Source organism: Niastella caeni, from assembly GCF_004834005.1.
Lineage (GTDB): Bacteria > Bacteroidota > Bacteroidia > Chitinophagales > Chitinophagaceae > Niastella > Niastella caeni.
In genome coordinates, this window is record NZ_STFF01000003.1 from 700976 (window position 1) to 725191 (window position 24216).

General features: G+C 46.3%; 14 protein-coding genes. All 14 read right to left on the reverse strand.

What is annotated here, in order from left to right; genetic code table 11:
- Positions 1-39: 39 nt before the first annotated feature.
- Positions 40-1431 carry an alpha-L-fucosidase gene (locus FAM09_RS14110; RefSeq protein ID WP_136577760.1) on the reverse strand — a complete coding sequence of 464 codons (1392 nt, stop codon included), beginning with the start codon at positions 1429-1431 and terminating at the stop codon, positions 40-42.
- Between the two features lie 68 nt (positions 1432-1499).
- Positions 1500-2858, reverse strand: a complete 1359-nt coding sequence (locus FAM09_RS14115; protein WP_136577761.1) for an alpha-L-fucosidase — start codon at positions 2856-2858, stop codon at positions 1500-1502.
- A 100-nt stretch (positions 2859-2958) separates the two neighbouring features.
- A complete protein-coding gene (locus tag FAM09_RS14120) occupies positions 2959-5109 on the reverse strand; it encodes an alpha-N-acetylglucosaminidase (protein ID WP_136577762.1) in 2151 nt (716 codons plus the stop codon).
- Positions 5110-5122: 13 nt separating this feature from the next.
- Positions 5123-6322: a DUF4998 domain-containing protein gene (locus tag FAM09_RS14125; protein ID WP_136577763.1), complete on the reverse strand. Its 1200-nt coding sequence runs from the start codon at positions 6320-6322 to the stop codon at positions 5123-5125.
- A gap of 158 nt (positions 6323-6480) precedes the next feature.
- Complete coding sequence (locus FAM09_RS14130) at positions 6481-7677, reverse strand: DUF5000 domain-containing lipoprotein (RefSeq protein WP_166437140.1); 1197 nt, start codon at positions 7675-7677, stop codon at positions 6481-6483.
- A 122-nt stretch (positions 7678-7799) separates the two neighbouring features.
- Positions 7800-9740, reverse strand: a complete 1941-nt coding sequence (locus tag FAM09_RS14135) for a RagB/SusD family nutrient uptake outer membrane protein (RefSeq protein ID WP_136577765.1) — start codon at positions 9738-9740, stop codon at positions 7800-7802.
- 20 nt (positions 9741-9760) lie between these two features.
- Positions 9761-13231, reverse strand: coding sequence for a SusC/RagA family TonB-linked outer membrane protein (locus FAM09_RS14140; protein ID WP_243751673.1), 3471 nt, complete (start codon positions 13229-13231; stop codon positions 9761-9763).
- Positions 13232-13252: 21 nt separating this feature from the next.
- The gene (locus tag FAM09_RS14145; protein ID WP_136577766.1) at positions 13253-14119 is read right to left on the reverse strand and encodes a FecR family protein; all 867 of its coding nucleotides are present in this window, start codon (positions 14117-14119) and stop codon (positions 13253-13255) included.
- 92 nt (positions 14120-14211) lie between these two features.
- On the reverse strand, positions 14212-14820 hold the full coding sequence (locus tag FAM09_RS14150; protein ID WP_136577767.1) for an RNA polymerase sigma factor: 609 nt from the start codon (positions 14818-14820) through the stop codon (positions 14212-14214).
- Between the two features lie 246 nt (positions 14821-15066).
- Entirely contained in the window at positions 15067-17217 is a 2151-nt protein-coding gene (locus FAM09_RS14155; RefSeq protein WP_208025558.1) for an alpha-N-acetylglucosaminidase, read from the reverse strand.
- Positions 17218-17316: 99 nt separating this feature from the next.
- The gene (locus FAM09_RS14160) at positions 17317-19095 is read right to left on the reverse strand and encodes an SGNH/GDSL hydrolase family protein (RefSeq protein WP_136577768.1); all 1779 of its coding nucleotides are present in this window, start codon (positions 19093-19095) and stop codon (positions 17317-17319) included.
- A 92-nt stretch (positions 19096-19187) separates the two neighbouring features.
- Positions 19188-20924, reverse strand: a complete 1737-nt coding sequence (locus tag FAM09_RS14165) for a DUF4091 domain-containing protein (RefSeq protein WP_166437141.1) — start codon at positions 20922-20924, stop codon at positions 19188-19190.
- A 114-nt stretch (positions 20925-21038) separates the two neighbouring features.
- Entirely contained in the window at positions 21039-22487 is a 1449-nt protein-coding gene (locus FAM09_RS14170; protein ID WP_136577770.1) for a Gfo/Idh/MocA family protein, read from the reverse strand.
- Between the two features lie 162 nt (positions 22488-22649).
- Positions 22650-24188 (reverse strand): right-handed parallel beta-helix repeat-containing protein, encoded by a 1539-nt coding sequence (locus FAM09_RS14175; protein WP_136577771.1) that lies wholly within the window; start codon positions 24186-24188, stop codon positions 22650-22652.
- Positions 24189-24216 lie beyond the last annotated feature (28 nt).

A 24216-nucleotide genomic window follows, 5' to 3' on the forward strand; every position in this document is an offset into this window, starting at 1 on the left:
CCGATTGCAAGGTCAGCTCAGCCCTGACGCGCGTATACTTTATTGTAATTCCAGTTTAAATACCACACTATGTTTCAAAAGAGAACCATGCTGCAAAGCATCCGGCACCTGTATAGTTACCAGTCCATTCGCAAATGACCACTTGATCTTTTGCTTTTGTGCACCAAGCAGTGAAACCTGCTTTATTTTGCGGGTTGCACTTACTGAAAATTGAATGGTAGCAGGTAATGTTACCGTATCATTTTCTGACAACCAGAAAGCATACAGTTTTTTCTCATCCTTCGACTGCGTATAATATATATTGTTAGTTGAATAAGGCGCTACGGGCCGGGATGCATAAATGGCTTCCCCGTTGATGGCCATCCATGCACCTATTTCCTGCAAGCGCTGATACACTACCGGGTCCCAATCGCCATTTCCATCGGGACCAACATTCAATAAAAAGTTACCGCCCCTCGATACGATCTTTACAAGCAATTCCAGTAAGCGATGCGCGCTTTTATATTGGTCATTTTTACTAAAGCTCCATGTATTGCCCATGGTCATACAGGTTTCCCAGGGATACGGCAATGGTTTTTCAGGCACTTCCTGTTCAGGCGTCATATAGTTTTCAAATTCCCCGGTCACCGTACGGTCTACTACGATCAATCCCGGCTGATGGCTTCTGGCCATACCTGCAATGTGTGGCATATTTATATCCTGATTAAATGGATCATCCGCTTTTTGAGAAGGGCGCACCCAACCGCCATCGAGCCACAAAATATCCACGGGTCCGTATCCTGTCATCAACTCTTCAATTTGGTTGTATGTAAACTCCTGAAACTTTTTCCAACGATCAGGATATTTAGTGGTGCTGTAATTTACATTGTGATCTTTGGGCGGAAAATAAGGCCACCAGAAATGTTCACTATGCCAGTCGGGTTTTGAATAATACGCCCCTGTCATAAAGCCCTCCTTGCGAAAGGCATCGAAGATCACTTTCGAAATATTACTCCTGGGGTTTTTAGCAAAAGCAGTATGCGATCCGGTTATTTTATAATCGGTTTGCCTGGTATCAAACATGGAAAAGCCATCATGGTGTTTCGTGGTGAACACGACATACCGCATACCTGCTGTTTTGGCCGCCTTCACCCATTTCTCCGGATTGAATGCTACCGGGTTGAATGTTTCCGGCAATTTTTCATATGCCTTTTTATATTCAAAATAATTATCGGCATACGGACCGGTACGCGTTACCCAGTCGTCGGGACAAATACTCCAGCTTTCCAAAACACCCCACTGGCTGTAAGGCCCCCAATGCATAAACAGGCCAAACTTCTGGTCCTGCCATTGCGCCAGCTTTTTAATTACCAGCGAATCTTTGGGCGGCTGGTATTGGGCAGCCAATTGGTTACCCGCTAAAAAAAGAATTATACTTAATAATTGTTTCATGACTACTGATTAAATGCGTGCCTCGGTTTGTCCTTCGACTTCGCTCAGGGCCGTGACACGCTTAATGATTATTGTAACGTCAATTCAATAACAGGAATTTCAAGATTCGGTTTCTGGGGTAATTTTATCTGCAGATCATTTGAATTGTCTCCGGCCGGTTCGTACCGTATTTCTGAATTATCATGCAGGAACTGCGCATATTTTATTTTTCCCTTATACCCGGATAATGTAACAGTTGCCTGGTTGTATTGCATCAGGTGCAGGTATATTTTTTTAGCGCTTGCATTATAGGTAAGCAATGTATTTTCCGGCGCTTTATATTCAGCCGGCGCCTGTGTACAACCGTAAATAGACCGCTGGTTATATTTCATCCAATTCCCAATACTATCCAACGCCCGAACAGCGCGATAATCAAAATAACCTCTTGCGGTGGGACCTACGTTCAGGATCAGGTTTCCGCTTTTGCTTACAGCAGTTATCAGTAAGGTAAGCAGTTCGCGATTCGACTTCCAACTGTTCTCATCCCTGAAATAACCCCACGATCCCGAAAAAGTCTGACAGGTTTCAAATGGCATTCCGCCATACTCACTTTGCAGCTCCGAAGGTTTAACCTGTTCCGGAGTAGCAAAGTCTGCCCCATCCTGGTACTCATCCAGATCGAGCCGGTTGTCGACAAGAATGCCCGGCTGCAGTTGGCGGATCATTTTCAGCAGCTCAATGGATCCCCAGTCGTTTTTACCTTTGCCATGCCCATTCGAATTGGGATAGGAGAAATCGAGCCACAGGATATCGATCTTACCATAATTGGTAAGCAGTTCCCTGATCTGGTTATGCAGATACCCTTTATAATTGTTCCAGTTCCTTCCCTTGTTTAATCTGGCGTAATCTGCATCGGCTTCGCTTTTTGGCTGCAATGGATGCAGCCCATCTACGGTATAATCGGGATGATGCCAGTCGATCAGTGAATAATAAAACCCGATCCTGATCCCCTCTGCTCTGAAAGCATCCACGAATTCCCTTACAAGATCACGATTAGCTTTAGTTTTCGTGGATTTGTAATCGGTATATTTTGAATTGAACAAACAAAAGCCTTCATGGTGTTTGGTAGTTAACACAGCATATTTCATCCCTGCGGCTTTAGCCTGTTTTGCCCAGGTTTTAGGATCGAACATATCGGGATTGAACATCTCAAAGTAAGGCTGGTATTGTTCATCGTTCATACGCTCCCACCGTTTTACCCATTCGTGCCGGGCGGGCTGTGCATACAATCCCCAGTGAATGAACATGCCAAAGCGATCGTGCGTCCACCAGGCCATGCGCTTTTCTTTTTGCGCCTTTGTTTCAGTACCAATTTTTTGTTGGGCCTGAAGGGTTTGAAAAATAATAACTGCAAAAATTAAAACCAATACTTTTTTTACCGTATACATGGATGGTTGTTTTATTTTATAATGCTCTGTCGATCGAATTTAGTTGGTTAATACTATACTACAACACGCAAACGGTTGTTCATTTTTTTACCGGTATTTTTTATTTCATAATTATGTTCATCACTTCGGGCAAAATAACAATGCCGTCTTCTCCCTTATTATCTGCGTAGGTACCACGTTGCTCCGTCCAGGCTTTTTCCATCCCGAAGAAATCCGGCCAGGGAGCCGGCGTTCCCTGCATCCGCTTTTCGGCATAATCGAAAAAAGCCAACCACCTTGGCAGGTAGTAATCGTTTAGTAAACCGCTCCATTCTTTATTGGCATAATCATGCCCCAGCGTAGCGGGATTACTGGAATGCCCCCAATAGGTGATCTGCACTTTGGCATTCCATACAGTCAGCGCTTTATCCTTTTCATCAGGCAACAGCTGGTATGCCTGCTGTAACCAGGTACGTAAACAAAATCCGTTATTGGTTGCCGTCCACCGGTTTTGCAGTTTCAGCAAGGTTATAAATTGTTCTTTGCTGGTTTTGAATGCGTCGGTGTTGTGCTCCTGCCATGCTTTCATAAAAGCGGCATATGGCTGCCGTGCTTTTAATGCGATCACCTGTCGCCAGATGTCGGTCAGATCGTACCGGTAGGTATCTGATGCGGTAAACCTGGCAGCAGCTTTGGCAAAACAAAACGCGGCCTTGTAAAATACGGCCGTATCGTACGGCAGTTTTTTACAACCCCAGGTAGAGGCGCTGGTGATGAAATTGGTATCGGGCCGGGCGCAGAAGATAGATTCATAAGCGCCGGTTAATTCATTGGTATGTGATACATACGCCGACTGCAACAACAACTGCCAGGCATTGTAAATATCGGCGTCATATTTTCCATAACGGGCCACCACATACTTTTTTAAATAAGCACTCACATCGGTTATTTCCGTTTGCCAGGCTGCCTGTAACAGCGAGGTATACATGACATCATTATTGGCAATGCCTTCCGGCACAATGCCGGCGCCTACCATGGTTCGTCCGGCAGCTGTGGCTTTTGCGCGAAATGGCTCTGTCAATATCCGCAGCAACCGGCCTTCCATGCCCAGCGTGCCGCCGCCATTTACCATCGAACACCAGATAAAAGGATAACCCGAAAAACCATTGGTACGTTCCCAGTTGTTATCGGCATCTCCTCTAAGATCAAGCACCAACGTATGGGCGACATCCAGCCCTTTTAAAAAATCTTTTTTGGGATTGTCCTGCCACGCCTGTAACACCCAGGTGCTGCCCGGATAATATTGTTGCATATTGGCTTGTATCAGCGAGGCCGTTTCAGCCAGATCGATATTACCGGTGGCGCCGCCTTCATGAAACAGGTCGCCACCCAGGAATTGCGCATCGCCATATAACCGGCGCATATGCGTGTAATATTTATGGGCTATTTTTTTAAACAAGCTATCCTGCGGTAATAAGAACACCGGCCGCACAAAACCTTCGCCCCAGGATCCCTGTTCAACGATCTGTGCCCCTGGAAAATATTTTTTTATCGTTGATGGAACCAATCCGCAAAATCCCTGCAATACCGGTTGTATGCCCAGTTCCCGCATGCGTTGTAACAGGTGTTGCTGCAAGCTGCGCCAATGTTGTATCATGGCATCACTCACCGGTCCGCCCCACCCTTGCACATTGCCCATCAGCCACCAGGCATTAAATGCAGGCCCCGGGATATATGCCCGGATATCGGGTTCACTAAACCCCATTTCCTGTAACACCTGTTGCCATACGACTTCCGTACCCACAGGCGCCAGCATCAGGTTCACCCCGTTCAATGCCATCCAATCCAGCTCATGTTCCCATTGCTTCCAGTTCCAGAAACTCATGGTATAATTATAGGTGCAATAATTCAGCGCATACCGGTACCGGAAGGTGGCAGCAACAGGCACCGCCCGTTTTACTTCAGGTAAAGTGGCAGGCGCCTTTACCTGGTCACCGGTATGTGAAAAACTAATGCCGCAATACGTACGCAGGTAATCATTCAAGGCAAAAGCAGCGGCGGTGGTGCCGGAATATTGAATATATAACCGCTGCGCCTTTGTATAATAGGATGCGGTATCCTTTTGCACGTTGGGTATACGGGTAAAAACGACTTTGTTGTTTAAAAAAGGTACCCTTCGCCTTATCAATGCGTTGAGTGCTGTTGTTGTTTGTGCCTGTACCTGCAGGGAACAGGCCACCATTATCATTACCGTTATATGTTGTATGCGCATGGCTGTTTTTACCTTATTTATTCTTTACCAGTTTTACCTTACTTATGCGGATGGTTTGTGCAGTCGGGTTCGCCATACTGCCTACCACACCGAGGGTAATGGTAGCAGATGACGACAGGGCGAATGATGCCGATACCAGTTTATTGGAATTATTCGTGAACCGGCCATAACCGATGGCAGTTGTTATGTCTTCTACATTCGGCAATGCGTTTCCCGCTGCTACAGCGAGATAGGTTGCCTCCAGGGAATTATCGATATTCGACACCGTAGCCTCCAGCACATATTCGCCGGCGGGCAGCATTACGGTTTGATATATCTTTCCATTGGTAAGTGTTCCATTATCCCAGATCCATAAAGTCATACACGCATTACCGGTACCATTAATGGCATCATAGGTATAGCGGTCGCGCGCTTCATCGTTGTATAACCAGTCGGCCAACTGTCCGAAACGCCAGTTGGAAGGCTGGGTATGATCAAGCAGGAACGGAGCGCCGGCATTTTTAATAAATGTCGCTGTTACATCCGCTTTTACCGGCAGGTTTTCATAGCTGGTATAAAAAGTATCTATCGCCAGCACGGCCGGTTTATATAACGTACGGTATTGTACGGGCGCACCAGGCATCAGACCGGGCAATACAGTAACCTGGTCTTTATAAATGGCTTTTACAACGGTATCGTGTGTATTATTGTTGATGTCAATATACTTTAACTGCATCCCGATCACTCCGGTTGATGAATCTGCATCGCCCCAGGTAATTTCACCGTTGTTATTGAGCAGTTCGGCATTTTCAACGGCCCTTGCCAATAAAGAGGACGTGTACACATCTCCATATACAGTTCCTGATACTTCTACTTTTATGGAGGAGTTGCCGTCTTTATCGTAATTATAAACTTCAAAATCATAATTCCCTTCGGGCAGGTTATTGATAAATACCCGCATGGTGTCTATGGAACTGGTACGATTTACCGCTATTACCACAGAATCGGTGTGATTTTTCCAAAACACTTTCGACGTGGTGATCGTAGGATCAGTGATCAGCAACCACGAAACCTGTACCCGTTTATTTCCTGGATACACCCGGGCAGAATCGGCTTTTGCCGTATAGATGATCTCCCCGTCTTCGATAAATTTTTTAAAGTCATCCGCTTTTTTACAGGACACCATTATTCCTGTAAGAAAGAGTATGTAACATATAGTTTGTAATAGTTTCATTCTTTAGTTTTTTTGAATTGACAAGGGTGAAGGGTGAATGGTCAATATTTGGAGTTCGGGATGCATGAATATTATCAGCCATTCCGAATAAAAGAACCACAAACCACAAACCACAAACCATAAACCACAAACCATAAACCACAAACCACAAACTGTTTTTACCTGCTATCTCCCCAAAACGACATTTCCGCAATATTGGCGGCATAACCTCCGTTTGTCCAGGTACGTAAGACCTTTACCCGGATATAGCGCACTTTAGGCGCCGACAGCGGCACGTTCATCAGCTCTCCGGTTTCAGCAGCAGCCAGGTCGGCTGAACTGGTTTGGCCTACCGGTAACCCCGATGGCTTTATAACCGTGCGATGCGTCAGTAATGTCCAGCTATTGTCCCAACTGCCATTGGGGTTGGGATTGGTTGATCCGTATATTTCAAATTCACGCACATTGTTTTGCAAATAGATCCAGCCCCCATCCTGGTTGCGTTGCCACAACCCGATACGGCTTAATTGCGCAGTGACGCCCATATCAAACGTGAACCACAAAGGCATGCCATCCAGCTTATCGGCCGAATGCCACATATCATACCCTTTGAACACGCCATTCCATAAATAAGGCATGGAAAACCCCCAGCCATATCCTACATCGGTGGGCAAACTCACTTCCCTGAATCTGGTCTTATCCATCAGTTCTTCATACAGCGGGGTATATTCGCCGGTCAGCGTATCGGACATGTTGCCCCATCTGTCTTTTATAAAAAAACCGAATTTTCTTTTCTCCGCCTTATATCCACGCACCGAATAATCACCACTATCCGCTTTGGTATAATAGGCATCCGCCTGATCAAACACGCCTGCGGAATCGGTAGTGAGCGCTACAATAGCCACTTCTGCACTGGTTTTATTTTTAAAGGCAACATGCACTCCGCCAAAATCAGCGCGTACATCCAGGCTTCGGAAGACGGAGATAAATGGCGGCGTAAGCGGACTAACGGTTACTGTTACCGGTTCCGATTGCTTTTCATCCCTGGTTACCACATACAATTGTACGGGGTGAAGCAACGTATCGGCAAACCCATCTATTACCATGGAATTGTTATAATACGAAGCCCGTACTTCGCGGGTAACGCCCGGTTGAATTTCGTATACCGCCTTCACATACAGCAGCCCCGTACTTGCCGGCAATATATAGTTGAGTTGCGCCGCCCCCGGCAAACTGGTCACCGTCACGCTCTTTAGCGGGTGTGGGGTTGAGCCATCGCCAGAACCTGATAAGGGCTTATGGACCTCGGGTTTACAGCCATGCAGTAAAACACCCAGCATGGCAATAAAAATACACGTCAGTTTATATAGTTTCATTATTATAAGATTGTCATTATTTATAACTATATCAAAAGCCAATCCTGATTGAACTGCAAATTGTAAGGGGATGTTCGGGCAAAAGCAACTACAAACCCTAAACCCCCAACCACAAACCATTTTTACCAGCCGTATGTTTGCACCAGCCTTTTGTTACCCAGCAGGTCCCAGTAATCGAGCGGCCAGAAGTATTCACGGGTTTTAAAGGTTTGCTGGTAACGCAAACGCGGGCGGTAGTAATAGGCCGCATCTTCCTGATCAACATCCCACCCCATGACCGGTTTATTCAATTCTTCATACGTTCTTTTCCAGCGGCGCAGGTCCCAGAACCTGCTGCCTTCCATGGCAAATTCAATCAACCGTTCCTGCTGAATGATCTGCCGGAAGCCTTCTTTCGTCTGATATTTTCCCGGTTGTACCGAATGGTTTGTCCATGATTCCTGTACGGTCTTTAAACCGGCGCGCGCCCGTACTTTATTTATTTGATCAAAGGCTTCGGCGCCCGGGCCGTTGAGCTCATTCAATGCTTCGGCATATAACAGGTACAGATCAGCCAAACGCATTTCAGGCCAGGCATAATCTTCGATCACTAACTCCTGTCCGTCTTTGATCACATATTTCCAGTTCACTAATTTTTTGGCAAAATAACCGGTGGCATTGTAGTCGAGCGTTCCCTTACGGGATTGTAACTGGCCGTTCTTCGACTGCACATTAAAAATGCCGTTCTGCATATACCATACAGCGCCATCAAAAGCCAGGTCGGCATAAAACCGGGGTTCCCGGTTGAAATGAAGCACTGCCGTTTGGTAACCATCTGTTACATATTCACTCTCCGCTGTTTTGGCGGTGCGCAACTTATACCGGTTTGCATAATCCCAGTCCCTGTCTTCATTGATAGGCACGCCGTTCCCGCTGTAAAACAATTCGGCTATTTTAAGGGTAGGCGCCAGGCTGCCCTGACTCATTTCATTGGTGATCCTGGCGGGATCGAGGCGGGGCATGGCAAACCGTTGCAACGTATACGTGCGGTCAGTAGCACCATAGCGGCCTTTGGTATTGTTCCAGATGATCTCGGCATTCCATGCCTCCGTTACACTATTGCGTATGCTCATTTGTGTGACCATATTATCTGAAAGCGCCAATCCCAGTTTGTTGAATTTGTACAAACGCATACCCGCAGCATCGCATGCGGCGATGGCCTCTTTACAGGCAGCAGCGGCCCTTTCCCATTTAAACACCTCGTACACAGGGTTGAAAAGCGATGCGCCATCGTAATTTTTAAACGCGGCATAATCCTGGTTGCCGTTGAACAGCGGACTGGCAGCGGTTACCAGCACCCGGGCTTTTATGGCCAGCGCAATCGGTTTGGTAATGTGTCCCAGGTCGCGCGCGCGGTCGGCGATCGTAAGGGGCAATCCCGATGCAGCTTCATTCAGCAGGTTGGTTATATAATTGATCACCGAGTCAACCGATTGGCGCGGCCGTTGTGCTTCATCGGAAGACGCGGCAACAGGCAGGTTTACATCCGTTACCGGTATAGGGCCATACATGCGCAATAACATCCAGTGATAATAGGCTTTTAAGAATTTTACCTCGTGACTCCACTTATTCTTTTCCGCAGCTGTCATGTCTACCACCTTATCGATATTCTCCAAAAAAATATTACAATCGCGAAAGGCGCTAAACAGGTGGCTCCAGGAAGACAGGTAGATCGTACCGGCTGATTGATTTCCCATGGCTATGCGCCAGGGCGATTCGCTTACCGCATATGGCGCTACCATCCAGAATTCATCTCCCGCACAGATGGCCGGATTTGTTTCGAGATCTCCGCTGGCAGGCAGGTAAGAATAACAGGTGGCCAGGTATTTTGTAGCTTCCTGTTTTAATTTAAAAGCATTGTCGATGGTAGCCACATTATCGGGCACTACATCGAGGTACTTTTTACAACCGCCGGCTAAAATGACGCATAAAACCGGTGCCCATTTTTTTAAACGCTGTACAATTCCACTGGCTACAAAACGATGTGCAGTTGATGAACAATTATATCCTGAAACAGGTTCCATTTTTTTACGTTGAGGAGTTATTAAAATCCAAGGTTTACACCTATGTTATACACGCGCTGCACGGGATAACCCAGGCCGTTACCGCCCATTTCAGGGTCCCACATGCTGAATTTGCTGATCACGAACAGATTAAAGGCATTGGCATAAATGCGGGTATTACTCAGGTGCAAACGGCTGAGCAGTGATTTGGGAAAAGTATAACCCAGTTCTGTTGTTTTAAGCCGCAAAAAATCACCGTTGCGCATCCACCAGGTAGAAGTCTGGTTATTGTTGTTGACAAAATAATTGCTCAGCCTGGGCCAGAAGGCATATGGGTTGCGGTTGCGCTCGCTCCAGTGATCACCGGCAATATCGGCCAGCAATCCATGCTGCCCACCCCCATTGAGCACAAAGGGCGACATGCTGTAAGAATCTATAAAGAACGATGACCGTGCCGAGCCCTGGAAATAACAACTTACATCCCATTTCTTATAGCCGAACGACACGCCAAAACCATAGGTGATCTCGGGCGTGGTTGGTAATCCGATCGGCACCATATCGGCAGTCGTTATCTGTCCGTCGCGGTTAACATCGCGGTACTTGATGTCGCCGCCCCGTACGCGGTACTTGCCGTTCTCCGCTGTATTATCCTGCGCAAAGTTCTGCACAGGTGCGTAACTCACTTCATAATCATCTATAAATAACCGTTCGGCTATATACCCATACGACTGTGAAATGGGTTGCCCTATCCGTGCGCGGTAGGCTTCCGGGTAATTGGGTTCTTCATTCACCATCAATTTACTGGTGGCATAGGTAAAAGTTCCGCGTGCCTGCAACCAGGTGTTTTTGCCAGGGGTATAGGTGTAATCAAGGGAAATATCGATCCCTTTCCCTTCGGCTTCGCCTACATTCGCCTGGATGGGAGCGCTCAACCCCATCATGTTGGGAATGGTGCCGCGTGTCATTAGAATATTATTGCGACGCTCTTTGTATACATCTGCCTGTATATTCAAAGCATTCCATAATCCCAGTTCCAGCCCGATATTCGTTTTATATGATCGCTCCCAGGTTATATCATAGTTCTCATACCGGTTTACAGAAATACCATTGGAACTGGTGCTGTAGGTTTCGCCAAACGTATATGACCTGTTTGTGTTATTCATATTTACATCCGACAAATAAAAGAAGCGCTCTGCATCCGTACCTATCTGGTCGTTCCCAACCAATCCATACGTAGCCCGCAGTTTCAACTTGCTGATAAAACCCAATGGCTCTATGAATTTTTCATTCGACACATTCCAGGCTACCCCAACAGAAGGGAAAAAACCAAACCGGTGATCTTCTGCAAACCGTTCTGAACCATTATAACCGAAATTGAACTCGGCCATATACCGGTTGTCATAGGCATAGGTAAACCGCCCGGAAACTCCATGGTTGCGATGTGGCAACGACAATTGCAGGCTGCCTGCATTGGCCGACAGGTAGTTCCTGAACAGGGTGATCAGCATGCCTGATACTTGGTGTTTTTTTCCTATTTGCCGGTTGTAGTTAACGGCGGCTTCCAGGTAGCTGGTCGTATTGACTGTTTTGCCGTTCTCGCTATAGTTCAGGTACTCGGTGCCGTTGGTATTTAAAGGCGACAATCGGGGCGCTTTGGTTTGCAGGTCGTACGAAAGCTCATAATAGAACGGCGTATACTGGCGGTTAACCTCAAAATAAGAATACCGCTGGGTATAGGCCATTAAACGGGCGGCCAACCCAGGAGTAATGAATGCCAGGTCCTGTTTTAATTCCAACTGCGCCTGCAGGTTCGAGGTATTGGATTGCTGATAACCCGATACCATACGCGCATATGGATTATTATACAAATTGCTTCCGTCGGTAGGGATTGGATTATCAACATTGGAGCGAAAGGCATTGCCGAATAGCGGATGTGTTAGTCCTGGTAAGTAGCCGGCCGGATATACCGGCGCAAACTTTACCGGATTGGCCCATACGGCCTGGCTGAAAATGGAAGCGCCACCCCCTACCGGGCCGTTGTAATCATCAAATTGCCCATAGGTGCGCACGATGGCCAGCGTGGTAGGCGTTAAATTGACATTTACATTTGACCGGATGGAATAACTCCTGAGTTTGATATTGCTGTTGAAGTTATTGATGTCATCTACTTTCAACACGCCATTGTCGATATTATAGGTTCCGGCTATATAGTATTGAGCGATCTTACCACCACCGCTTACGTTCATATCGAACCGCTGGTTATTCGTATAGCTTTTTATCAGTTGTTTGATCCAGTTGTTATTGGGATACAGATAGGGATCGTCCCCTGCAGCGGTATGGTCAATTTTACTTTGCGAATAGGGTACCCTTTCCAACGCATTTCTTGTCAATACGGCCTCGTTAGCCAGGTTCATGTACGTAACATTGTCTGCGAACTTATAGTTGCGGGTATTACTGCTTAATGAATTCTCGGCGCGTATATTGAATTTGGTTCTCCCATCCGCACCTGATTTGGTGGTTACCAGCACTACCCCATTCGCCCCGCGGGCCCCATACAGGGAAGATGCGGTGGCATCTTTAAGTATTGAAAAGCCTGAAATATCATCCGGTTGCAGGCGGGCCAGGTCGGTGGAGGAAGATTCAATACCATCAATAAGAATCAGCGGATCTACTTTACCGGTACCAAACGTAGTGATGCCGCGAATAAAAAAACTGGCATTGTCTTTTCCAGGTTCACCACTTCGCTGATAAGATATAACTCCCGAAAGCCTGCCGGCCAGCATGGTCGTTAAATTACTGGTCGGTCCTTTTAATTCTTTCGGATTGATAGTAGTAACAGCCCCTACCATCGTGGTCTTTTTTTGCGTACCGTAGGCCACCACCGCTACCTCTTCCAGTTGATTGTTGTTGCTTTTCAGCACTGCATTGATAACGCTTTCGCCCCTGATATCAATTTCTTCTTCTTTGTACCCGACAGACGAAATCACCAACGTACCGTTGGCCGGCGCCTTTATGAGATATTTCCCATGCTCATCGGTTGTTGTGGCGTGGCCGGGATCCGACTTCAACATAACGGTGGCGCCTTGCAGCACTGCCGAGTCGGTACGTATAGTTCCCCGGATTATTATTTCATTCTGTACTTCTCTTTCAGCCGTATCCCTGTTGACGGCCGGCGCCCGTGGCGGGTTGCTTTTTTTTATGGCGTAGGTGCTCTCGCCTACCGGTTGCAGCTCGAGGTTATATTTTTTTAACAGGGTCGATAACTGGTTTATGGTCCACCCCTGCCTTGTATTGAGTGACGTGGTATCCGCAAATTTATTGGCGAGGTCATCCGGATTATACAATAATTTCCAATGCATTTCACCAGACAAACGATCAATAAACTTCGCCAGTTCAATGCGCCTGGGGGAATTGCTTCCGGGCTGCGCCGCAGCCTGGTAGTACCCTGCTGTTAACAGCATACATAATACAACCACCCCGATCCATCGTACGATGGCATGGTTTTGTGTCATAAGCAAAGTGTTGGTTTTGGTCTATTTTGTAATAAATAACGAATCCCCTTTACGTTGAATGTTCAGGCCCAAACTGATCTGCAAAACAGTAATTAACTGGCTTGAATCTTTTACAGCAATGTTGCCGGATAATTTTTTCTTTGCAACAGGTACATTGTCCGTCACTTTCACAGCTAACCCGTAATATTTTTCTATGAGTGTAATTACTTCTGCCAGGCCGGTGTTATCAAAATGAAACTCGCCATCCTTCCAGGCGCTGTATAACTGCACATTCACCTGTTTGCGGTAAATGGTGTTGCCCTGTACAACCAGCATTTGCCCGGGCACCAGCGTTACCACTTCTTCTTTGCCGATATGCGCTTTTATACTGCCGGTATGTAATGCGGTTGAAAAACCCAATGAATCGGTATGAACATTAAAGGATGTTCCCAATACTTCGATATCTCCTTTTGGGGTATGCACAATAAAGTTCTCGTAGTTGTCGCCTGTCTGTTGTTTTTTGATCTCAAAAAAAGCTTCGCCGGTAAGCCATACTTCCCGTTTGCTGGGCCTCCAGCGTGTAAGATCGGTGCGGATCTCCGAAAACCTGTTCAGGGTTATTTGTGAGCTGTCGGGCAACGTAATGGTCCGCTGAAAATCCCTGGTTTGAAATACGGTCATAGGGCCCGATCGTTTTCGGTTAAAGACCACCAGCCAACCTGCCACTATAATAAAAGCAGTGAAACCAGCCAACCAGGTACTCATTTTCCGCCATCTTTTCCGGGGTTTGGTGGTGGCAATGCTGTTTAGCAGATCCTGCCGGCTTTTTTCCTTCAGTGTTTCATCCCTGTGAGATCTCTCAAATTCAAAAGGCAGATCATCGTTAAAAAGATCATGTTCATTTTCCATGCATTCTTTGTTCTCTTTATATAAAGACACGGGAATTGTATTATCAACTCAATGAGCTGATAATTTTTTTTAAGCACAATAAAAGGAATGATCTATAAGGCGAATGGAAACAATCCTACGATCCATAAAAAACCAGGATGGTCTTTTAAAACGGTTTTGAACCGGCCCAGGATGCGGTTGATGCGGTTCACCAGCGACTGGTAATTGATCTTCAAAATGCGGCTGATGTCTTTATACGATAAACCTTCGTAAAATCGCAGGTAGATGATCTCTTTCTGACGGGCGGGAAGCGTGTTGATCATCTGCGTCAACTGGTTTTCATTAAACCAGGCAGACTCCTTTTTAATCCTTATTTCTTCCGGAGAGAATTCAATATCAGGGGTATGATAGCGGGCGGCAATTTTAAGTTCATACAATTTTAATGAACGTAGTTTATTTAGAATGGCATACCGTAAACAACGCATGAGGTAAGCTTTCACAAACTGAACTTCAGGGAGCGTTTTTCTTTTTTCCCACAATTTCAAAAACAATTCCTGTATGGCATCATATGCCAGATCGGGGTCCTGCAGCATACGCAACGCATATTCGTATAAGGAGTGGAAAAAAAGATCATGCAATACTATAAATGCTTTTTCATCGCCCTTTGTAAAGGCGGTCCAGCATTCAGCAGTGTAAACATTATCGCAGTGGCCCTGTTGCATGTATTTTAATTAAACGGCTGAGTTTAAATGCATTCACAGAACGGGATTAACTACATATCTGGCAGCACCGAATATAATTTAAAAATTCATCATTATTTAACGCAAACGGTTGTGCTATTTTATAACAACCCGTTGGGGCAGGCAATAAAAAAAGTCATTGGTGAGAACACCAACGACTCAACACTTAAAATCAAACGTAAAATTATAAGCGCCACGGTCTCAAAGCCATGACACGCCCGTAGGTTTTTAAAATACTATTTTTCGTATTACTTTATCAAGCGACGGAGATGGCTGAACCGTCCCTTTTATCGGTTCATTTTGCATTACCCATTCCCGTTCCCAGGCAAAGAAGTTGGGCGGCGTGGTGATCTTACCTGCCAAACTATTACGCAGGTGGTCAAAATACATCATCCATCGCTGTTGGTAAAACGAAGTCATCATCCCCGCCCATTCCTTATAAGCGTATTCATGTAAATAATCTTCTTTGGGATTGTTCTCGCCCCAATACGTAATTAGCATCATGGCATTATGCAGGTTGTTCTTTTTTTCTACAGCCGTATAACCAGACCGCAACGCCTGTTGCTGATAACTGGTTAACCGGTAATACGCATGCGTATTGAGCAGTTCATCGGTAAGCGTATGCAACGACAAAAACGCATTGGCCGCTGTATTAAAAGCCGTTGTATTTTTTTCCTTGTAGGCCGATACCATACTGGCAAAAACGGTATCAGCGCGGTTTGCCAATACCTGCCGTGCAAAATTGATCAGGTCAATTTTATAGGTTTCGCTATTGCCAAACGCAGGCGCGGCCTTAGCAAAAGCCTGAACCGCTTTTACAAACAAAGCGGTATCGTACCCTTTCTTTAATTTACCCCAACTCGAAACAGATCTTATTTCCAGGGCAGGCCTGGCACACAACACATTCTCGGGTGGCCCTTCCTGGTACCCGGGATTGCTGTAAATGGTTTGCAGGAATAATTTCCAGGCAGCGGTGATATTGTCATTCCGTTTTCCATAACGCGCCGTTGCATAATCGTTGATCCATTTATCGGTTTCAACCGGTTGGGTATGCCAGCCCAGCTCCAGCACCAGGTCATACGATACCGGGTTATTATTTATTCCTTCCGGCATAATGCCTACGCCTTTCATGTATTCCTTGTATGGGCCGGTTGCTGCGCGGTATACTTCACCGGCATATCTTTCCAGTTTGCCATTTAATCCCGGCCGCTCGCCAAAGTTGTTTACGCAACACCAAATGAATGGGGTGCTTTCATACCCATTGCGTGTTTCCCAGTTATTGGTATTCTCGCCAAATAATTCCTGGATCAGCAACGATGATTTATCCGTTTCAGCCAGCAGCTCTTTTTTAGGATTATCCTGCCAACCCTGTAATACCCAAATGGCGCCTGGAAAATGTTGCTGCATGACCTTTTGAATATTGGCGCCTGCTTTTCGCAGGTCCACCCCTTCCGTTATTCCCCCTTCATGGAAGGGATCGCCCGAAAAAAAGCGAATATGCTTACCATATAGTTTTTTTGTTTCCTCATAAAAAATACCCGCTACGCGGCTAAAGGCGGTATCGGTTGGATCGAGTATGGCAGGCCGGATAAAGGCGCCCCAGTTGCCTTGCTTAATAATATGCCCGGTAGTTTTGGTGTTAAAGTCATGCGGCACCATACCATAAAAACCCGGCATCACCGGTTCAATACCCAGTGCCTGCATGCGCGCGATCATTTTTTGCACCAATACCTTGCGGCTATCGATCTGGCTTTGCGGCATAGGCCCGCCCCACCCCTCGATGTTGCCCATCAGCCACCAGGCATTGTACGCCGGACCGGTAATAAAATCAGTGATCTCTTTTTCCCGATACCTTAATTTTCTCAATACATTTTGCCAAATGGCCTCACTCCCATTGGCCACCAGCATCAGGTTTACGCCATTCAATGCCATCCAGTCAAGCTCGTGTTCCCAATCGCTCCAGTTGTAAAAGCTCATGGTATAATTATACGTACAGTAGTTCAGTGCATACCGGTATTGTGCGGCGGCATCTATCGTTACCGTTTCTTTAATCACCGGCAACGGATCTACCGGCGATAAATTATCACCCATGTGCGACATGGAGCGATGACAATAATATTTCAGGTACCAGTTCAAGGCAACAGCCGCTGCATTGGGACCGGTGGCCGTGATCACCAGTTTTCCGTTTTGTGTTTTGAGTTGAAAGGCTTCTTTACTACCGGCTCCCATTTTTGCAAAAACCAGGTTATTGGCCAGCCACGGCACTCTTCGTTTTGCCAATTGCGTTACCCCGTCAAATTCGCCTGCCCATAAACAACAGGGCAGTAACAACAAGAAAATGTGAATAGTTAGTTTCATTAAATAATTCGTATGTAACATGAAAGTGTTTTATTCTTCGACTTCGCCCAGAATCGTACCAACGGTCCCTTCGACTCTTCGACTTCGCTCAGAGCAAGTCCGCTCAGGGCCGTGACACGGTTATTGCTTCAAATAAGGTTTAATGGCCAATGCTAATTTTTTATAGCCGGCTGCGTTGGGATGCAATCCATCCTCAAACAACGACTCATCTATTTTCTTTTGTGCGTTTAGTAATACAATACCCGGGTTTACGTATTGTACTTTTAATTTACCGGCCAGGGCAGCTATTAGAACATTCAATCCAACAATGCGCTTTTCCATTTCCCGTCGTGGTAAAATGCCCGATAACATAATAGAAGCTTTGGGCTGACGAACCTTTATTGCTTCCATCAACATTTTTAACCCATCTGTTATAGCGGTATCTGTATCAGCGGTTAAATTATTGGTACCGATCATTACCCATACCTGCGCAGCTTCAAAACCATCCAGTTCATCATGATATACGCGCCATAATACATTTTCTATCTTGTCCCAGCCAAAGGCAAAATTTTTAACGCCCGCCGGTTCTAAAATTTCGTTCCATGAATCGGCGCCACGGCTTAACGGCGCTTTTGGCTGCCCACCCCAATAATGAATGATGGAATTACCGAGAAAAACGATACGGGGCGGCGTTGTTTTGTTCCCGCTTATAATTTCATGATGCCGGCTGCGCCAGTCGTAATACCCATCGCGGCTTTGTACAACCGGAATGGTAGTAGTTAATTTACCTGCCGGTTCCTGTAAAATAGAACGAAGGCTTTTTTCATAAGCCTTTGCATAGTCCATCATGCCTACATCATTGGGATGCAAGCCATCTACCGTACTATTTATAGAAAGGCCGATCTCCTTACCGGATAACAGATAGATACCGGCCAAACCCGCCGCTTTCATTTTATCAAAACATTGCTGCAGCACCTGGTTGGCATTTTTATAATCGTTCCCGGCGGCTGTATCAAGCGTATTATTATCAGTACCGCCACTGTGATTAACCAATAATACAGGCACTTCCCGCCGGGCTTCTTTTAAGGCTTTTACCGCAGCTATTATCCTGTTCTCCAATTCCTGTTTGGTAATACCTGCCCACGCGGTAAGGTTGGGCATGCAATCCAATACATATACCCGCGCATCTATCTCACGCATCAATGTTATAACAGATTGCTCCAGCTTTCCCGATCCTGAAAAACCCAGGTTTATCAGCGGCCGGTCAAGCCGTTGCTGCAATAAAGCGGTCCAGGCCATACCGGGCCGGGAAGCGCAGGCGCCTTGTGCAATGGAAGTACCATACACAACTATGGGTTTTTCGGGAGACAACCGCATAAATTGAAACGAACTTTGGCCAGGCACGCCAATGTTAAGCCATGTAACGGTATTATACAACGGCAAATACAACCTGTATTCATAGTCTCTGCCCGGAAATTCGCTGCTTACCACCAGGTGAGAGAACCGGTACTCAATGGTATCACCAAACGAACGTGAAGAAGGCGCCCATTTCCATTGTCCGTTTGGATCAATGGCATATAAGTCTACGCCGCTAACACCGGTTGCAGGCATATGCGTCATTTCCAGGGCCCCTTTCACTTTATAGCGAACGACGATGCTGGTTGCATTTGTTTTGAATTTTATATACAACCCGGCACTGCTGTGCGAAATATTCCATACATTTTGATTGAGTGTTTTTTCTGCACGGGCAGGAAAACGATCATACGGTGATGTTACTTCTGTGGGCCATGCCTGCCCTTCTACCACTGGAAAATCGCTGGCAGCCGGGTTGCGCCAGGTATATGGTTGCGGCGCCTGGCTAAATGAAGTAACAGTTAACAATAAACCGAATACAAAAAAAATCAGGCGTTGTCTTTTCATGCAGTATATTTTCCTACATCCAATTGATTTCTGTTGTGCAACAAGCCGTGACACGGTTTCCCCTTCGACTTCGCTCAGGACCGTGACACGGGTCAATAAGCATTCAAAACAGCTTTTGCTTTTTGCAATTGCGCTGCGGCTGGTTGATCGTTCAGCGCGGCTGTTTCAAACTCTTTTATTACATCCAGCAGGGGTTGCAGTTTTGCCGGCTGGTCTTTATATAGCTCTTTCAACACCCTGATCTTTTCATAATCCTGGATGCCTTCTATCAGTCTTTCAAACCGGATAGAACTTCCACCGGGATAAACGAAATAGGTATCACCGGCCGACCAGGTACTAAACCTTGAATCCTGCATGGGGTTACGTGGCCAGCAATTGTATGCCCAGCGTAAATACCCGTTGAATTGTTTATTGGCTGCATACCAGCCCAGCCAGGTACTTTCTGCCGGTGGAGAAAAAGTAAACGTATTGGGGCGTCCTTCATAGCAATAGGTATAATACGTGGTCGGCAATCCGGCATTTGTTCTTTTACGTAAAACCAGTGAATCAAATTTTTCCGCAGATGCTATGCAATAGTCGTATACTTCATCGGCTATTTCACCGTGATAGCTACCCGCCAGGGAAATTTTCAGGTCCCTGTCTACACTTCGCACCAGCCTGATCACCTTTTGCATATCTTCCAGCGGCCGCTCATCCATAGCGATGGCCGTTTTGTGATACCACCCTTTTTGTTTCAGGTGGTGTACAAAAGCGGTAAGCATAGGCCGCCAGTGGGCTTCATATTCGGGCGTTCCGGTTTTTGCGATCAACAGCGTATCGCGTTGCGAGGCTTCATCGTAATAATAGAATTTATTATTCCAGGGAACCATCGTATAACAATTGATCAGCTTGTTGATACCGAGCGATTGCATATAACCGACCCATTGATCAAAAATGCTATAATCGTATGTCCAGTTACCATCTTTCCTTTTGTTCCATTTGATCATGGACCTGTATACATCATATGTTTGAGAGCGCCAGGGATCATAGATCATACTTACCGTAATGGTCTTTTGTCCGGCCCCGGCCAACATTTGCATAAAGGGACGCATCCTGTAAAGATGTTCTTTCGACCATTCCTTTACACCGTATATTCTGGCAATGGCATAAGGATTCTGCCACAGATCGAGATGATACGTCCATTGTGCCGGTGAAGGCAGGGTAAACGGTTTTACCTGTATGCTGTATGGCAGCGTGCGGGTACCGCCATTGATGTGGAGGTACAACAGCCCGGTATACTTTCCGGCCACTGCTGTTTGCGGAACCGCTATCGTTACCCAAACCGGCTGGGTGGTGAAAGCGGCCAGGTCTTTTTGCGCTATACAATCAATTCCATCGGCTACCAGTTCCCTATGAGCAGTAGCCGTTGTATCAATTCCACAACCATGGCCTTCTTTATTCAGGCTATCAGTAAGAACAAACCTCACAAATCCGGTTGAAACGGCTGTAGCAGGAATGTTATGGCCTTTACCGTCTTTTAAACCGCCGGCGGTTATACGCAGGCCTTTTATGGGTGTTTTCGTGGATATTACCACTTGCGTATGCACCTTTTCTCCTTTCCAGGCGGTGGTACGCCATTGGGTGATCGCAGTAGTAATAGCAGGCGGTTTACTTTTTGCATAGCGGAGATCGGCGCTTCCAAAACTCACCATTACCTCAGCCGGTGCATTTTTCCAGGAAACCGCATCGGCCGGATGCGGGTCGGGCAGCTCCGTATAATCGATGCCTTTATACACCGTTATTTTTTCATAACCGGTTTGGGATAAGGAAGTGATACACCGCAAAAACAAAACTAGTATTAGAACAGATACCTTATATTGGATTAACATATTACGTACTTTACCTATTGTCTATTCTGAGTCGTTTAGTTCAGCCGCGTTTCGACTTCGCTCAGGGCTCAGGGCCTATTGCTTCACGATCTCCGTATTTCCCCCGCCGCGAAGCGTTAGATCAACGGGCTTATTGTTCTTCCAGGATCCGCCGGTAAAATCGGGCATATCGATGGAGTTGGAGCGATGGGCAACCGACCAGCTACTGAGTGGAGTAACAGCACACCAGGTGGCCAGGTCATATACATCCATATCCAAGGGTAAACCGTTGCGTAAGCAATCGATCATCCGCCAATCCATGATGAAGTCCATACCACCATGTCCGCCGATCTTTTTTGCCGCTTGTTCCACATGGCGGATCAACTCAGGCGTGTATTGCTCTTCGAGCTGTTTCATTTTATTACCATCAACGGCTTCATGGCCCAGGGCAATGAAAGCCGGTTCCGGAAATTTCTGCACAAAACCTTTGGTACCGCTCAATGCATGAATGCGGCTATACGGGCGGGGTGACGATACATCGTGCTGCACCATAATGGTTTTGCCCTTATTGGTTTTAATAACCGAGGTGTTCATATTGCCCCGGTAACGTTTGCCGGTGTATTGTTTATACCAGGCATCACTGGCGGCCAGTTTTTCAGCCAGCGCTTCCATCATAAAATCATTCGACGACATCGAGGTCAAATACTCCATCTTATCGCCGCGGTTGATATTCATGGCCTGGGCTACCGGCCCCAAGCCATGCGTTGGATACAGGTTGCCGTTTTGCTGGTTCTCTTTCCAACGCCAGGCGCCTTCCCCCGCATAGTCATCGGTGTTTTTAGGTTTCCCGCCAAACATCATATCGAGCAATGGATGTAAATACGCCCCTTCCGCATGTATCAGTTCGCCCAGTACACCCTGTTGCGCCATATTGATGGTGAGGGTCTCAAAAAAATCATAACAGCAATTTTCCAATTGCATGCAATGCTTTTTGGTGCGCTCGGAAGTTTCCACCAGTTGCCAGCATTCTTCCAGCGTTCGCGCACCCGGAACTTCCACGGCTACGTGCTTTCCATGCTCCATGGCATATACGGCAATGGGCACATGCCATTCCCAGGGAGTAGCAATGTAGATCAGATCGAGATCTTCCTGTTCGCATAATTTCTTCCAGGAATAGTTATCACCATAGTATTCCTTAGCAGCCGGCCAGCCGGCTTTCTTCAAGGTTTGCTGGTTGCTTTTAACGGCGGCTTCGCGCACATCGCACAAGGCTTTTATTTCAACATTCTTTATATTGGTGATGCGGTTTACGGCCCAGCTTCCCCGGCCGCCTATACCCACATAACCTATTCGTACAACAGGTATCTCAGGGGCTGCATAGCCGCACATATTGAACACCTGTTTCCTTTTTTTTGCTTTATTCATTGTGGTCAATACGGAATCATTCAATGCTTCCACAGAAGCATATCCGGCTAAGCCCGGTAATAATAAACCGCCTGCTGCGGCTGTTGTATTCTTTAAAAAATTTCTACGGCTCGAACTCATATGTTTTGTTTATAGACACGGTGATTTTAATTTCAACTCAGTTTAACCGGCATTTCTTTTTTGCCTATTGCTTATTTTGCTTATTGCTTATTGCCTATTGGCTTTCCTCGTTGCCTTGTTGCCTTTATGCCTCGTTGCCTTTCTTCCCTCATTGCTTATTGCCTATTGATTCGCCCCTTTACTTATTTTACCATTTACGATCCGCAGCGCTCCATCAATATCGGTGCTGCCGTTTATAGCCTCCATAATTACAACCCCGGTATTTTTTGCGGGTGAACCGGTTTGAATATGCAGATCGGGCGCAGAAGTGCTGATCAATAACGGATCGGCGCCATTGGTAGAAGCACCATCTCCGCCACAGGCTGTTTTCCAGGCGGCAAAGTCAGCGTAATCCTTGCCATTCCAGATCCATTTGGGAACGCCGGTGGTATAGTACAGGTTATGATCTATGATATTATGGCTGCCGGTGGCGGTGTATTTATGCACAAACACATCGGTTGCACGGGCATACACAATATTATTTCTGATCACGTTGCTGTCGCAATTTTCGGTCAGCCGTATTTCTCCTTCTATTTCACCGAATGCACCCAAGACCCGGTTGTTCTGAAACAGCGTATTATTGACAACATAACAATTTTTGGTTCCGGCGCCTACGTAGTTCAAGTAATCGCCCATGTAAATAGCGGTACGCCAGCAATTATATACAAAGTTGTTGCGAACAATACAGTTTCTCGTTGCATACGTTTTACTTTCACTTACCAATCCAATGGCCCGATCACTATTGTACACGCGGTTCCTTTCTATCACCGTGTTTGCGCCACCGCAAACATAAATGGCTATGGCGCCATGATCGCCGTTTTGCACGGGCCCGCGCGACATATCAATATTATACAGTTCATTGTTATTAATAACCCCGTTACGGGCATAATTGGCGGCTACATTACCGTTAGGGTTCAGGTTATCGCCCCCGGCTATAATGATGCCGATGTTCTCCGTATTATAGATTGTATTATAGCTGATATTAAAACCATCTATATTGCCTGCCAGCGTAATATTTTCGCTGGTGCCGGTTTGGGTATCATGTACGGTGCAACCGGTGATCACGAGGTTACTGATGGCAGCCGTTCCATTGCCAAGCACAAAAATGGCATGTGCGCTTCGCCAGTTGCTTACGCTGGCGCTGTTCTTTATATTATAGATATTACAATTCCTGATAGTGATGTCTTTCGAGTTTCCACTGATAGCTATGCCCTGGGGATCGGTATTAAAAGCGGAAGAATACAGGTTGCAGATATCAAATCCTTCAATGGTAATATAACGTACCGCATTCAGGGTTACCAGGGCCATCCACCCGGTTACGGTAACCATACTTCCATCAATAACCGGTTTTTCGCCGGCATATGCTTTTAAGGTAATTATTTTTTCAGAGGTACCCGATCTGGGAAAATTGATCCGCTCATTATAAGTACCCCCTCTTGCCAGTACGGTGTCGCCGGCCACCGCTTTATTTAATGCAGCGGTAATTGTTTTCAATGGGGCATTAATGGTTCCTGCATTGCCGTCGCTCCCATTGGGCGATACGTAATATACATGCACGGCTGCTGCCTCAGTTGACGGGTCGCTGTTACTTTTTGAACAGGCCGGTATGGCTATTATTAAAAGAATAAAAAAGATAAGTCTGTGCTTACGATATACGTTCATTCGCTAATCATTTTATGAAATTAATTTT